This window comes from Chitinophaga sp. sic0106 (assembly GCF_019219075.1).
GTDB lineage: Bacteria > Bacteroidota > Bacteroidia > Chitinophagales > Chitinophagaceae > Chitinophaga.
Genome location: NZ_JAHUWJ010000016.1, coordinates 80,677 through 94,863, shown reverse-complemented (window position 1 = coordinate 94,863; position 14,187 = coordinate 80,677). Strand labels below are relative to the sequence as shown.

General features: G+C 48.4%; 10 protein-coding genes and 2 pseudogenes. 6 read left to right on the top strand and 6 right to left on the bottom strand.

Annotation, left to right across the window (positions count from 1 at the left end; all coding sequences use genetic code 11):
- Positions 1-47: 47 nt before the first annotated feature.
- On the bottom strand, positions 48-899 hold the full coding sequence (locus KW844_RS21425) for an endonuclease/exonuclease/phosphatase family protein (protein WP_218378830.1): 852 nt from the start codon (positions 897-899) through the stop codon (positions 48-50).
- A gap of 83 nt (positions 900-982) precedes the next feature.
- On the opposite strand from KW844_RS21425, the pseudogene KW844_RS29455 reads away from it, so the two are divergent.
- A pseudogene (locus tag KW844_RS29455) lies at positions 983-1,042 on the top strand (hypothetical protein); the annotation flags it as partial.
- Positions 1,043-1,090: 48 nt separating this feature from the next.
- On the opposite strand, the pseudogene KW844_RS21420 reads toward KW844_RS29455, so the two are convergent.
- Together KW844_RS21420 and leuS are read right to left on the bottom strand one after the other, a co-directional pair.
- A pseudogene (locus tag KW844_RS21420) lies at positions 1,091-1,564 on the bottom strand (peptidoglycan DD-metalloendopeptidase family protein); the annotation flags it as partial.
- 385 nt (positions 1,565-1,949) lie between these two features.
- A complete protein-coding gene (gene leuS, locus KW844_RS21415; RefSeq protein WP_218378828.1) occupies positions 1,950-4,715 on the bottom strand; it encodes a leucine--tRNA ligase in 2,766 nt (921 codons plus the stop codon).
- Between the two features lie 254 nt (positions 4,716-4,969).
- Here leuS and KW844_RS21410 point away from each other — a divergent pair, with 254 nt between their 5' ends.
- The 3 genes from KW844_RS21410 (at position 4,970) to KW844_RS21400 (ending at position 7,032) form a co-directional block, all read left to right on the top strand.
- Positions 4,970-5,842 (top strand): ABC transporter permease, encoded by an 873-nt coding sequence (locus tag KW844_RS21410; protein WP_218378827.1) that lies wholly within the window; start codon positions 4,970-4,972, stop codon positions 5,840-5,842.
- A gap of 31 nt (positions 5,843-5,873) precedes the next feature.
- Positions 5,874-6,134, top strand: a complete 261-nt coding sequence (locus KW844_RS21405; RefSeq protein WP_218378826.1) for a DUF3098 domain-containing protein — start codon at positions 5,874-5,876, stop codon at positions 6,132-6,134.
- 97 nt (positions 6,135-6,231) lie between these two features.
- On the top strand, positions 6,232-7,032 hold the full coding sequence (locus tag KW844_RS21400; RefSeq protein ID WP_218378825.1) for an undecaprenyl-diphosphate phosphatase: 801 nt from the start codon (positions 6,232-6,234) through the stop codon (positions 7,030-7,032).
- Between the two features lie 79 nt (positions 7,033-7,111).
- Here KW844_RS21400 and KW844_RS21395 read toward each other — a convergent pair whose 3' ends face one another.
- Positions 7,112-8,329: an alanine dehydrogenase gene (locus KW844_RS21395; protein ID WP_218378824.1), complete on the bottom strand. Its 1,218-nt coding sequence runs from the start codon at positions 8,327-8,329 to the stop codon at positions 7,112-7,114.
- A 48-nt stretch (positions 8,330-8,377) separates the two neighbouring features.
- Positions 8,378-8,815: a tRNA (adenosine(37)-N6)-threonylcarbamoyltransferase complex ATPase subunit type 1 TsaE gene (gene tsaE / locus KW844_RS21390; protein WP_218378823.1), complete on the bottom strand. Its 438-nt coding sequence runs from the start codon at positions 8,813-8,815 to the stop codon at positions 8,378-8,380.
- A gap of 160 nt (positions 8,816-8,975) precedes the next feature.
- On the opposite strand from tsaE, the gene KW844_RS21385 reads away from it, so the two are divergent.
- Together KW844_RS21385 and KW844_RS21380 are read left to right on the top strand one after the other, a co-directional pair.
- Positions 8,976-11,081 (top strand): cation-translocating P-type ATPase, encoded by a 2,106-nt coding sequence (locus tag KW844_RS21385; protein ID WP_218378822.1) that lies wholly within the window; start codon positions 8,976-8,978, stop codon positions 11,079-11,081.
- Between the two features lie 35 nt (positions 11,082-11,116).
- Positions 11,117-13,015 (top strand): ATP-dependent DNA helicase RecQ, encoded by a 1,899-nt coding sequence (locus KW844_RS21380; RefSeq protein ID WP_255578567.1) that lies wholly within the window; start codon positions 11,117-11,119, stop codon positions 13,013-13,015.
- 111 nt (positions 13,016-13,126) lie between these two features.
- On the opposite strand, the gene KW844_RS21375 is transcribed toward KW844_RS21380, so the two are convergent.
- Positions 13,127-14,176 carry a Gfo/Idh/MocA family oxidoreductase gene (locus KW844_RS21375; protein WP_218378821.1) on the bottom strand — a complete coding sequence of 350 codons (1,050 nt, stop codon included), beginning with the start codon at positions 14,174-14,176 and terminating at the stop codon, positions 13,127-13,129.
- Positions 14,177-14,187: the final 11 nt, after the last annotated feature.

Here is a 14,187-nt window from a genome sequence, read left to right as displayed (position 1 = left end):
AGCCTGGATTCAGGTTGGTTAAATACCTGTAACAGTCTCACTTATACTTATTTAATCCGGATTACACTCCATACTGCAAAGTGGTCAGATGCATATCTGCCGCCCCAGCTTTCTGAAATAGTAGCATGTTTTAATACTTCAAAATTTCCTTTCAGGAAGATATAATCTATCGGTGCCGGCTCTACCTCTCCTTGTTTCCAACCGTTGAATGTGCCAACAGGGCCGAAGTGTGGCGTTTTGCTCTGACTTTTACTATCGGTGAGATATAAAGGGTCACTAACGTTAGTGATTACACGTATTGGCTCATCATCAGGAGTTGCGTTGAAGTCGCCCGTAATGATAGCAGGTGTTTTGCCAGCAATCGCATGCACTTTTTGTAGCAGTAGTTTTGCACTTTCCCTACGTGCAACCTTGCCCATATGATCAAAGTGAGTATTGAAGTGGTAGAAGATTTTTCCGTTCTTTTTATCCTTGAATTTGCCGTAGGTAACTACGCGGGTAATAGCGGCATCCCAACCCTTAGAGCCAGGTACAGCAGGGGTTTCAGATAACCAGAATGTTTGCTGATCCAGCACCTGTAATCTTGCCGTATCATAAAAAATTGCAGAAAATTCTCCTTTCGTTTTACCGTCATCTCTTCCAACACCAATGTATTTATAACCCGGCAACAACTGTTGCAAATCCAGCATCTGATCATACAATGCTTCCTGCACGCCGAGGGTGTTTGCCTCGTAAAACTGCACGGTGGCAGCTACTTTGTCTTTACGATAAGGCCATGCATTTAAACTGTCGTGCGGTGTATTCATGCGAATGTTAAACGACATTACCTGTATTGGCTGCTGCGCAAATGCAGTGAAGCCGGCCAGTAAAAATAAAAGGACGGTAACAGCTTTTTTCATTAGTCAATCGATTTAGCTGGTAAAAATAAGTTAGCCGGGTGTAAACCTATATTATTTTTACACTAACGGATAAAGCGGTTCATTTGCAGAATGATATCAGGATCAGGGCAGTTGAGCAGGTATTTATCGCGCTCGCTGTAGCGGCACACCCCGGGATAGTCGCCGCGATAGGAGCCAATGTTTTCGATCACCTGGAAATGCAGATGCGGCGGCCATCCGCCGTTTTCAGAAGAGAGGCCAAACCAGGCCAGCTGCTGCCCGGCCACTACGGGCATATTTTCGTACAGGCCCTGGAGGTTAGACAGGCTCAGGTGGCCATACAGTGTATGAAAGGTGCAGCCATCCAGCGTATGCTGCAAAATGATGGTAGCGCCATAGTCACCAAAGTGATCATTGAACCGGAAGCTGTGTACATGGCCATTTAAAGGCACGAATACCGGCGTGCCTGCATCTCCCCATACATCTGTGCCCAGATGCAGCCGGCGTGGCTCTTCGCCGGCATCGAAATGCGGACTCACCGCATAAATCGTACGGTGTTCACCGTAGCCGCCTATACCCAGCCGATAGCCGTTATTGTTCAGGGTTTGCTGTATGTAGGTGCAGAACTTGTCAATATCATGCAGGATGCTGGTAGTGAGTGCATCATTTTTGCGCGTGAAATCCATGGCCAGCAAGGGTTCTGCGGGCTCCAGCAAAGCAATTACCGGTTGAAAGGAGCTTTGATATTTCGTGAGAATATCTTTCAGCATAGTAGGGAAGCCCTTGATGGGTGGTTAAATATACAAAACTTATTGCGCAGTAACTGCAACCTTTAGTTTTGGGAGGCTGGCTAAAATAGGTCCCCTCCTGGTCAGGTGATGAAGGAAAATCAATGTTTAAGCCTTTCGGTGTCACGGGGAGAGGGGCGTGCAAGCCACACCGGGGTTCCTGAAATAAGCGCCAAAAGTAAACGGAAAGACTATCTGAGTCCATCAGGTTCCGAAATAAGAAGAGGCTGTATCATGTTTTTGATACAGCCTCCTCTTGTTTCGGATTATATAACGGTAGTGCCTACACTACCAGATTTATCATTCTTCCTTTCACAATAATCACCCGCTTAGGTGCCTTGCCATCCAGGAATTTCTGTACTGTTTCATTCGCCAGCACAGCGGCTTCCAGCGCGGCATTGTCCAGGTCGAGGCCCAGGCTCATCTCCGTTTTGGTTTTACCGTTGAGTGCAATCGGATAATTGAAATTGCTTTCTTTGGTAAATTCCTCGTTATACACCGGGTAAGGTGCGTTGAGGATACTTTCGTTGAACCCGATCAGTTGCCACAGCTCCTCTGCTGTATGCGGCGCATATGGTGCCAGCAGTATCAGCAAAGGCTCCAGGATGTTACGCTTGCGGCATCCGATGGACTGCAGGTCGTTTACACAAATCATGAACGCACTCACTGCGGTGTTGTACGAGAAAGTGTTGGTAGCGCTGTCGATCTTATTGATAGCGGTATGCAGGATCTTCAGCTCTTCCGGGGTAGGATTGTCGTCTGACACCACCACGCCCTTCTGCTCGTCTACAAACAGGCGCCAGAGCTTTTTCAGGAAGCGGTGTACGCCCTCAATACCTTTGGTATCCCAAGGTTTGGACTGCTCTACCGGGCCGAGGAACATTTCGTACATACGGAAAGTATCGGCACCGTATTTCTCTACCAGGTCATTTGGATTAACGGTATTGAATTTACTCTTACTCATTTTCTCCACTTCCTGGCCGCAGATATACTGGCCGTCTTCGAGGATGAAAGTAGCATCAGCAAACTCTTCTCTCCATTTTTTGAAGGCTTCGGTATCGAGTACCAGGCCATCTACGATATTCACGTCCACGTGCAGCTTATCGGTTTCGTACTGGTCTTTGAGGCCATGGGAAACGTACTGGCTGGTGCCATGGATGCGATATACAAAGCGGGATGATCCCTGGATCATACCCTGGTTAATCAGTTGTTTGAATGGCTCCTGGAAACCGATGTGGCCGAGGTCGAACAGTACTTTTGTCCACATGCGGGAGTAAAGCAGGTGTCCCACGGCATGTTCGGTACCGCCCATGTACACATCCACCTGGTTCCAGTAGTCGGTGATTTTACGATCAGCGAAGGTATGGGTGTTATGTGGGTCCATATAACGGAGGAAGTACCAGCTGCTGCCGGCATAGCCAGGCATGGTGTTGGTTTCGCGCTTTACGCCCGGTGCAATGTTTACCCAGTCGGTGATGTTGGCCAGCGGGCCTTCTCCTTCCGGACCAGGTTTATAGTTTTCGATGTGCGGGAGTTCCAGCGGCAGATCTTTTTCGTCGATAGCGTAAGGAATACCGTCTTTATAGATGATCGGGAATGGTTCGCCCCAGTAGCGTTGGCGGCTGAAGCCTGCATCACGCATTTTAAAGTTGATCTGTCGGCGGCCGATGCCCATTTCTTCCAGTTTGTCGATTACCAGGTCCGCTGCCTTGCGCATGTCCATACCGTTGAGGAAGCCGCTGTTTTGCAGGATGGCGTCTTTGGTAGGGTTGGCTTCTGTGCCGTCAAATCCTGCTCCTATGATGTTGGTGATAGGGAGATGGAAATGCTGCGCAAAGCCGAAGTCGCGCTGATCGCCGCATGGCACCGCCATGATAGCGCCGGTACCGTAGCCTGCGAGCACGTATTCCGCTATCCAGATAGGCACTTCACGGCCGTCAAACGGATTGATGGCGTAGGCGCCGGTGAAGCAGCCGGTTACCTGTTTCACTTCGGACATGCGTTCGCGTTCGGAGCGACTCTGAACATAATCCAGGTAGGTTTCGATGGCGGCTTTCTGGTCAGGGGTGGTGATTTTCTGCACCAGGTCATGCTCCGGTGCGATGACCATGAAATCGACTCCGAAGATGGTATCCGGGCGGGTGGTATATACTTCGACTTTTTCGTCGGAGTTTTTGATATTGAATTTGATTTCGGCGCCCTGGCTTTTACCGATCCAGTTGCGCTGCATTTCTTTCATGGCTTCGCTGAACTCCACGGTTTCGAGGCCTTCGAGGAGGCGGTTAGCGTATTCGGTGATGCGGAGAAACCACTGGCGCATTTTCTTTTTCACTACCGGGTGGCCACCGCGTTCGCTCACGCCGTTGATAACTTCGTCGTTGGCGAGTACGGTACCCAGTGCAGCGCACCAGTTTACCTCTGCATAGGCGAGGAAGGCAAGGCGGTACTGCATGAGGATATCACGCTGTTCTGCTTCGGAATAGCTTTTCCACTGCGCTGCCGTGAACTGGATGGTACGGTCGCCAGGGCAAGGGTTGCCGGCATTACCTGCCGATTCAAAGGCTGCTGTCAGCGTTTGGATAGGCTCTGCCTTCTGCGTGCTGCGGTTATACCAGCTTTCAAACAGCTGGAGGAATATCCACTGCGTCCATTTGTAGTAGGCTGGGTCGCTGGTATTGATTTCGCGGGACCAGTCGTAGCAAAAGCCGATGTTATCCAGCTGTTCGCGGAAGGTTTTAATGTTTTTGGCGGTGGTTACAGCGGGGTGCTGACCGGTTTCCAGCGCATATTGTTCAGCTGGCAGGCCAAAAGCATCGTAACCCATGGTATGTAGTACGTTAAAGCCTTTTAGTCTTTTATAACGTGCATAGATATCCGTAGAGATGTAGCCCAGCGGGTGGCCAACGTGTAGCCCGGCACCGGAGGGATAGGGGAACATGTCCAGCACATAGCACTTAGGCTTGCTGGTGTCGTTCTTTACCTGGTAAACATGGGAGTCTGCCCATTGTTCCTGCCATTTTTTTTCAATAGCCCTGAAATTGTATTCCATATAATTGCAGATGAGTGATTAACAAGCGGATGTACAATACATCCTGCGGTAATCACGTTATCAAAGTAAATATAATATGTTGATCCGGCTGTAACGGGCCGTTTTAGCAAAATAATGTTAAATTCATTAATACAACAATGATGAACCCATACAACTTTTTATATTGCCACCCGGAAACAAGCTAGTGTTTTGGCTGGCAAAATTAAACACATAACGTCTAATTTTTATTATTTTCGCCGATAAACAATAGATTAATGGCGCAATCAGGAAGATCATCAGCAAAGAAGTCGAAACCATCTTACCTGTACTCCATCATAGGAGTGGCCCTGGTACTATTCCTGCTGGGAACCCTCGGATTGGTGGTGATACACGCAAATAAGCTGAGTAAGTACTTTAAGGAAAGTATTGAAGTGCAGGTTATTTTGAGAGATAATGTCAAAGAAGCCCAGGCTATCGCCTTGAGAGATTCTGTGGCGGCTAAGCCATATGTAAAATCTATTGAATATGTTTCCAAGGAAGAAGCTGCCCGGCGTTTTCAGAAAGAGTTCGGGGAAGATTTCATTAATCTCCTGGAATATAACCCGCTGTATGCCAGCATTAACATCAAGGCCAACGCCAACTATGTCAATGCGGACAGCCTGAAAGTGGTTGAAAACAACCTGACGCAGCAAAGTATTGTGAGGGAGGTATCTTATCAGCGTACGCTGGTGAGCAAGTTGAATGAGAACGTGCAGCGTATAGGCATGATCGTATTGATTATCTGCTGTATACTCTGCCTGGCAGTAGTATTCCTGATTGATAATACCATCCGCCTGGCTATGTTCTCCAACCGCTTCCTGATTAAAACGATGCAAATGGTGGGCGCTACCCGCTGGTTCATTGCCAAGCCATTTGATGTACGCAGTATTATTAACGGGGCTATCGCCGCTATTGTGGCCATTGCCGGCCTGCTGGCCATGCTGTCGTTTGCAGATAAGGTATTACCGGAATTAAATGGAATGCGCGATAATGCGATGATAGGAATGCTGTTCCTGGGGATGATCCTGATCGGCATTGCCATCTCCCTGTTTAGCACGCACCGTTCCGTGATGAAGTATCTCCGTCTGAAACTGGACGACCTTTACTAAACTGATTTTTAAAGATATTAACAACAAAACAATGGTTAAACCAACACAAACCGAGGACCAGCTGGTCGAAGAACGTGCCATCTTCCCTAAAGAAAACTACCGTTTTATGCTGATAGGCATAGTTGTAGTCATCATAGGATTTCTGCTGATGTTAGGCGGCAAGTCACCAGATGCCAATACTTTTAATGCCGATGACGTGTACAGCTTCCGCCGTATCACCCTGGCACCAATCGTAATTGTGCTTGGTCTGCTGATAGAAGTATACGCTATCATGCGCCGTCCGAAACACTAACCGGATACAACAACAGCATAATATTATTTATTTCCCTGTAGCGATGAACCATAAAGCTCATCGCTTTTTTTATCACTATTAACCATATTATTTTTTCATGACGCTTTTTCAGGCTATCATTATTGCGATAGTAGAAGGATTAACGGAGTTTCTGCCGGTATCTTCCACTGGCCATATGATCATCGTAAGCTCCCTGCTTGGTATTAATAAGGACGAATTCACCAAACTATTTGAAGTATGTATCCAGCTGGGTGCAATCCTGGCGGTAGTGGTGCTTTATTGGAAAAAATTCTTTGTATTCGATAAAAACCGGCTGAACTTTTACGTGAAGCTGTTCGTGGCGGTACTGCCGGCATTAATCTGCGGCTATCTGTTTAGCGATTTTATTGACCAGATGCTGGAAAGTCCGCTCACCGTAGGTGTTACGTTGTTACTCGGTGGCGTGGTGCTGCTGTTTGTGGATAACTGGTTTAAGCAGCCAACGATCGACTCCGATGAAAAGATCAACCTGTTCACTGCCCTGCGCATCGGGTTTTACCAGTGTATTGCCATGATTCCGGGCGTAAGCCGCAGTGCGGCTTCTATCATTGGCGGTATGCAGCAAAAGCTCACCCGCAATGTAGCCGCTGAATTCTCCTTTTTCCTGGCGGTGCCTACTATGGCGGCAGCTACCGGCTACAAAATTCTGAAAGGACGTGAACTGCTCATGGCCAACCCCGATAAGCTGAACCTGTTGCTGATAGGGAACGCTGTGGCTTTTGTGGTGGCTATGATCGCCATAAAATTCTTTATCGACTCCCTGAAAAAGTTTGGGTTTAAAATGTGGGGGTATTATAGAATTGTGGTAGGACTGGCTATTATCATTGCCATTTTAATGGGATATAAATTAGAGTTATAATTTTTGTTAGTCCCGTGCCCCGGGACTAACAAAAAGGTCCGGCACTGATGGTGCCGGACCTTTTTCGTTTATAAAATGACTATCCCTTCACTGCCAGCAGCAGCTCCAGGTCTGTATATTTCAGCTTGAATTTCTCACTTAAATGGTAGTTGGTAAGGGCTCCTTTATAGAGATAGATACCGTTTCTAACACCACGTTTGATCCATACCAGGTTTTCAAATCCGCCGTCATCAGCAGCTTCTACGAGCAAAGGCATCAGTACATTGGAAATGGCTTCAGAAGCGGTTCTGGCAAATCCTGAAGGGATGTTGGGTACGCAATAATGCACCACATCGTACTTTTTGAAAACCGGATTTTCATGGGTGGTAATTTCAGATGTTTCGAAGCAACCACCCCGGTCAATACTGACATCTACAATAACAGACCCCGCTTTCATATTGCTCACCATGGATTCCGATACCACAATCGGCGTGCGGCCACTCTGGCTGGAAAGCGCACCCACGGCTACATCGGCATTGCGTAACTGTTCAGCCAGCACCTTAGGGTGTATAACGGATGTGAATACACGAACACCGATATTATTCTGTAAACGCTTGAGTTTATAGATATTGTTATCGAACACCTTAACGGATGCGCCCAGTGCCATAGCGGTACGGGCGGCAAATTCGCCTACAATTCCTGCGCCGATAATCACCACTTTGGTAGGAGGGATACCGGTAATACCGCCCAGCAGTATACCTTTTCCTTTATTATCATTGCTGAGGTATTGCCCTGCAATCAGCATTACGGCCCCACCGGCAATTTCACTCATCGCGCGTACGATGGGATAGGTGCCGGCATCATCTTTCAGGTTCTCGAAAGAGAGCAGGGTAATGCGTTTGTCCATCATCTTTTGCACCTGGTAGGCTTTGAGGGCAGCCAGGTGAATGGGTGAAATGACGATCTGGTGCGGGTGCAGCAGCTCTATTTCCTCATCGGTGAGGGGGGCTGATTTAAGAATGATTTCCGCTTTGAATACTTCCTTGCGGTCGTACACGATTTCGGCACCTGCTTCAGAGTAATCAGTGTCGTAATAGTGACTAGCATCGCCGGCCTTATGTTCCACCACAATATGATGGCCTTGTGCCGCCAGAATGCTTACTGCATCCGGGGTAAGTGCGATACGGTTTTCCTGGAAAGAAGATTCTTTTGGGATACCGATGAATAAACGGGAATTTTTGGTTGGTATGTCCAGCGTTTCTTCCAGTGGTGAATAACTAAAGCCAGCACTCACTACAGGTTTTTGCCTATGCTCCATACGGTCAGAGTTGTTGTTCTGTTTTAAAAGGTAACTATCAAAGATACATCATTTGTTTCGTGTGCCCGCTTCGGTCAACTGTCTTTTTTGATCAGGCAGCACACGCAACTCCAGATGCACCGTGTCTTCCGGCAATAATGATTCAATCACCTGCGGCCATTCTATAAAACTTACCGCATCCTGATAGATAGTATCTTCCACACCAGCGGTTATCGCCTCATCCTCATCCTTCAGCCGGTATAAGTCCAGGTGGTAGATCCGGCGGGTTTTACCGGCTGCATCGCGGTAGTTGTATTCGTTGATGATCGAAAATGTAGGACTGGCAGTAGTATCTTCCACGCCTGCCGCCGCACAAAGTGCCTTTACCAGGGTGGTTTTACCAGCACCCATCGGGCCTTCAAGCGTAAATACCTGCTTATCGCCATATTGCCTCCAGAAATCTTTCGCTATTTCCGGTAGTTCATCCTGTGAAAATGTCCATTGCATCAACAAATTTATTGCATTTTTTGGCTAATTACCGTACAGGTTGTATGTGTTATATGATTATTCATAAAATATTAATAATTAGTAAGATGTGAGTGTTTTGATGCCATGTTGCATTAATAATTTTAAGTGGAAATCGATACAGCGGTACCTTTGTGTTAAGATGACACCAATAAGCTGCAAGGTAGAAGGAATGCATTGCACCAATTGTGCACTTAGTGTATCCAAATACCTGGAGAAAAAAGGAATGCAGGAAGTAAACGTCAGTTTTGCCACTGAAGAAGTAAGCTTTAACCTGCCTGCCGGCGGCGATTCTGCTGCCGTACTCGAAGGGATTAATCAGATGGGATTCCGGGTGGTATTGCCTGATCAGGCACCAGCCCGCGTATCGCCCTACAGTACCCTCTCTTTTAAATTCATTTTCTGCCTCATATTTACCCTGCCCCTGATGCTGCATATGTGGATAAACTGGCCATGGCTGCATCATCCATATGTGCAGTTGGCATTAACGCTGCCGGTATACATCACCGGTATGCTGCACTTCGGTAAAAGCGCCATCAGGAGTCTGATGAACAGAATGGCCAATATGGACGTGCTGGTAACGCTGGGCGCCACCGCTGCGTTTGTGTACAGCTTCGTTGGCACTATCATCTACCAGGACCATAGTTACCTGTTTTATGAAACTACCGCAGCCATCCTCACCCTCGTATTTCTCGGAAACTGGTTGGAAGAACGTTCCGTGAAACAAACAACATCTGCCATAACAGACCTGGCGAAAATGCAGGTTACCACCGCGCGACTCCTACACACTGAAAATGGCCATGAACACATTCATGAAGTGGATAACCGCACGCTTAAAACGGGCGACTGCGTACTGGTGAATACCGGTGAAAAAATACCTATGGATGGCACTGTTTACTGGGGGAATGGCCTCGTAGATGAATCCATGATCACCGGAGAAAGTGAGCCGGTAGCCAAAAAAGAAAAGGATAAAGTAATAGGTGGTACTATTCTGGAAGATGGCAGTGTCAAAGTTTTCATTACCGCCACAGGAAAGGATACGGTATTATCCTATATCATTGAGCTCGTAAAGCAAGCCCAGAACGATAAGCCACCGATGCAGAAGCTGGCAGACCGCATCAGTGCCATTTTTGTGCCGCTGGTACTCTCCATTGCACTGGTAACCTTTCTCGGCTGGTACTTTATTGGCCATACTACCTTTGGCGTTGCCATGATGCGTAGTATAGCCGTACTCGTTATAGCATGCCCCTGCGCCATGGGATTGGCTACCCCGGCAGCCGTGATGGTAGGCCTGGGCCGCGCCGCTAAAAATGGTATCCTCATTAAGGGTGGCCACACGCTGGAACTCTTTAAAGATATCCGCCAGATCGTATTTGATAAAACCGGTACCCTTACCACCGGTAAGCTGCAAATGGGGGCCTATCACTACGAACAGCTTACAGAAACTGAATTTAAACAGGTAGTATACAGCCTGGAAAAATATTCTTCCCACCCCATCGCCCGCTCTATTGTGCAGCACTGGAAATCTGCCGGAGAACATCCTTTGCAACAGGTGCGTGAGCATAAAGGCCTGGGTATGCGGGCAAGCGATAAAGCCGGCAACGAATGGCAACTCGGCTCGTTTAAAATGGCCGGCAGCGCCGCCACTGACGACAGCCACAACCTCTACCTCTTAAAAAATGGTGCCCTCATAGGCTGGATCGACTTCATCGACGAAATCCGCCCGGAAGCCGCCACTGTAATAGGGGAGCTGGTGAAGATGGGGATCAAACCTATACTGCTCAGCGGTGATACCCTGCGCAAATGCCGCGGACTGGCAGCACAGGTAGGTATCACAGAAATATACGCGGAACAAAGTCCCGCACAAAAGCTGCAACAGATCACCATGCTCATGGAAACCTCCCCTACCGCCATGGTAGGCGATGGTATCAACGATGCACCTGCCCTGTCGAAAGCCACCATCGGGATATCCCTCAGCGATGCCACACAGGTAGCCATGCAGAGTGCCAATGTGGTACTGCTGAATAACCACCTCAATGCACTCCCGCTGGCGCTGGGCCTCGGAAAGCATACCTATCTCACCATAAAACAAAACCTTTTTTGGGCCTTTATTTATAACATTATCGCCATTCCATTTGCAGCGCTGGGATTCCTGAATCCTATCATGGGCGCAGGTGTAATGGGACTCTCTGATGTGATACTGGCAGTGAACTCAGTAAGGCTGCGCTACAAAAGAGTCACCAATTAATGGTAAATTGCGCATAACCAACACCACACTTTATATTGGAGCCTGTAGATGTATTAAAGCAATATTGGGGATATGATCAGTTCCGGCCATTACAGGAAGATATTGTAAGGTCGGTGCTGGAGGGAAACGACACGCTTGCATTACTGCCTACTGGTGGAGGTAAATCTATTTGCTTTCAGGTGCCGGCTATGATGAAACCCGGCCTGTGCCTGGTTGTCACACCCCTCATCGCACTCATGAAAGATCAGGTGGCCAACCTGAAACGGCGAGGCATCAGCGCCTACTGCATCTACTCCGGCATGCATTACAAAGAAGTAGAACGAGCCATGGAAGCGGCACGCCGCGGTGGTTGCAAATTCCTGTACGTATCTCCGGAACGCCTGCAAAGCAAACTGTTTCAAACCTATTGCGATGGCTTAAATGTAAACCTGCTGGCGGTAGACGAGGCACATTGTATTTCCCAGTGGGGGTACGATTTCCGCCCCGCCTATTTGCTGATCGCCGATATCCGCAGCTACTTTCCGGATATACCGGTACTGGCCCTAACGGCCTCGGCTACACCGAAAGTGCAAACAGACATATGCGATAAGCTGCTGATGAAAGAGGCGCGCATCTTCCGCAAATCCTTTGCCCGCGCTAATCTATCCTATAGTGTGCTGGAAGAAACTACCAAGATTGACAAAATCAAACATATTCTGGATCGTGTGCCAGGCTGCGGCGTAGTTTACTGCCGCAACCGCAAGCGTACCCGTGAAATCGCTAACCTGCTGCAGTTGCAGGGGATTTCCGCCAGCTATTATCACGCCGGACTACCACAGGCCGAAAGGGCGCAGCGCCAGGAAAACTGGATCAATAACGACACCCGGATTATGGTGTGTACCAACGCCTTCGGTATGGGAATCGATAAGCCGGATGTGCGGGTGGTCGTGCATTACGATGTGCCCGACAGCCTGGAAGCCTATTACCAGGAAGCTGGTCGTGCCGGCCGTGATGAAGAAAAAGCCTATGCCGTTCTGCTCTGGAATGAAAATGAACTAACGGAAATGCATGCACGAATTGCGTTGCAATTTCCTACACTGGAACAAATCAGGGAAGTATACCAATGCATCGTGAACTACCTGCAAGTGCCTATAGGCGCCGGTGAAGGTGTGTACTTTGATTTTGATATCAACGATTTCGCCAGGGTTTTTCAGCTGAATCTCACCATCGCTTACAGCGCCATACGCCTGCTGGAACAGGAAGGCGTGTTACAGGTGAGCGAAAGCGTGCTGCTGCCTTCACGGGGCGAGTTCGTCACCAATAAAACTTCTTTATATGAGTTTGAAGATGCTTATCCCGCGCTGGCAGAACTCATACAAACACTACTGCGCACCTACGAGGGGATTTTCGATACCGCCGTTCCTATCTACGAAAAACAGATCAGCCGACTGTTGCTGATCGAAGAAGATGAAATACAGGCGATGCTGCAACAGCTGCATCAGTTTGGTATTATGAAATATTATCCACGTCGCGATGAGCCACAGCTCTGCTTCCTGCAGGAACGTGTATCCGCTGCTAATCTGCGGGTAAACATGGCCAGGGTGGAAGTGCGTCGTAAAGTATATACCGATCGCCTGGAAGCGGCATTTTCGTATGTACGTAACCGTGATACCTGCCGAACACAGCTCCTTGTGCAATACTTTGGGGAAACCGGCACGCCACCCTGCGGCGTCTGCGATACCTGCCTTAAAAAGAAAGCAACAGCGCTGGATGCGGTTGCATTTAAACGTATATCCGATCACGTTATATCATTACTCGCTGAACCGGTAACCATCGCTGGTGTGGAAACACAAATGGCGGACGTCAGCAGGTCCAACCTGATGGAGGTACTGAAGTTTCTGGAGAGTGAGGGGTTGATCAGGAGAGATGGGGAAGGGCGTTTAACTAAACCGTAAAAAGAGAGCTTCGCACTTTCGATGGCAAGATCTGCTGCTTCCCTTAATGGGCCGGCCGTCGCAGGAGCGACCGCCAGCCCGGATTAGAGCGAAGACCTTCGATCTAAAATATTAATGTATCGGCACTACCTTGCCACTGTTACTACTTTCAAACGCCGCTTCAATCACCCGCACCACATTCGCTCCATCTGCACCACTCACAGGATTAGGCGCTCCGTTTGCAATCGCTTCATATATACCGTTATAGTAACCCATATAATTGCCGTTACCACCTGGCACATATTCTTTCACAGTTTTGCCGTTGATGGTGGTGTGCAGCAGGCCCCATTCATGCGGCGCTTCGGCGCCCCAGTCCGGACTGTCGGGCATAAGGCCACGTTGCAGCTGCGCCTCCTGTATATCTGATTTGCTCTTAATGAATGAACCGATACGGCCATGAACCTGATAGGCAGGCAGGGCTTCTCTTACCAGATAGCTTGATTTCAGGCGTACGCGCAGGAAATCGTAATACAGCACCAGCTCAAAATAATCGTCTACTACGGAGTCTTTACGAATGATGCGGATATCTGCCCACAGCTTACGTGGCATGCCGAATATAGTCAGTGCCTGGTCAATCAGGTGGCTGCCAAGATCATACAGCGCACCGGTGCCGGGTAGGTTTCCTTCTTTATGTTTTTTGTAGCTCAGCTCTTCCTTGAAGCGGTCGTAATGTATTTCAAATTCGAGTACATCACCGAGTACGCCGGAATTAATGACGCTTTTTACTACGTTATAGTCGCTGTCGTAGCGGCGGTTATGGTACACACTCAGCAGCAGGCCTTTGGAAGCGGCAAGTTCTATCAGCTCCTGTGCTTCCTGGTTATGCACAGTAAAAGGTTTTTCTACTACCACGTGCTTGCCGGCGTCCAGCGCGGTTTTGGCGTAGTCGTAGTGGGTGTAATTTGGCGTGTTCACTACGATCAGGTCCAGCGAAGGATCTTTTACCATATCATCTACACTGGCATATACTTTTACGCCCGGGTATTTGGCAGCGGCGAGGTGTTTACTTCTTTCCACTACGGCGGTGAATTCGAAGTTTGGATTTACGTGAATAAACGGTGCGTGGAAAATTTGTCCTGACATGCCAAAGGAGCATATCCCAACCTTAATAACTTTACTCATGAGTTGTGAAA

Excerpts from the sequence above, each read along its gene's own strand:
- leuS (WP_218378828.1), bottom strand. The coding sequence starts at position 4,715 with ATGGAATACAATTTCAGGGCTATTGAAAAAAAATGGCAGGAACAATGG.
- KW844_RS21385 (WP_218378822.1), top strand. The coding sequence starts at position 8,976 with ATGACACCAATAAGCTGCAAGGTAGAAGGAATGCATTGCACCAATTGT.
- tsaE (WP_218378823.1), bottom strand. The coding sequence starts at position 8,815 with ATGCAATGGACATTTTCACAGGATGAACTACCGGAAATAGCGAAAGAT.
- KW844_RS21405 (WP_218378826.1), top strand. The coding sequence starts at position 5,874 with ATGGTTAAACCAACACAAACCGAGGACCAGCTGGTCGAAGAACGTGCC.
- KW844_RS21395 (WP_218378824.1), bottom strand. The coding sequence starts at position 8,329 with ATGGAGCATAGGCAAAAACCTGTAGTGAGTGCTGGCTTTAGTTATTCA.
- KW844_RS21400 (WP_218378825.1), top strand. The coding sequence starts at position 6,232 with ATGACGCTTTTTCAGGCTATCATTATTGCGATAGTAGAAGGATTAACG.
- KW844_RS21410 (WP_218378827.1), top strand. The coding sequence starts at position 4,970 with ATGGCGCAATCAGGAAGATCATCAGCAAAGAAGTCGAAACCATCTTAC.
- KW844_RS21375 (WP_218378821.1), bottom strand. The coding sequence starts at position 14,176 with ATGAGTAAAGTTATTAAGGTTGGGATATGCTCCTTTGGCATGTCAGGA.
- KW844_RS21425 (WP_218378830.1), bottom strand. The coding sequence starts at position 899 with ATGAAAAAAGCTGTTACCGTCCTTTTATTTTTACTGGCCGGCTTCACT.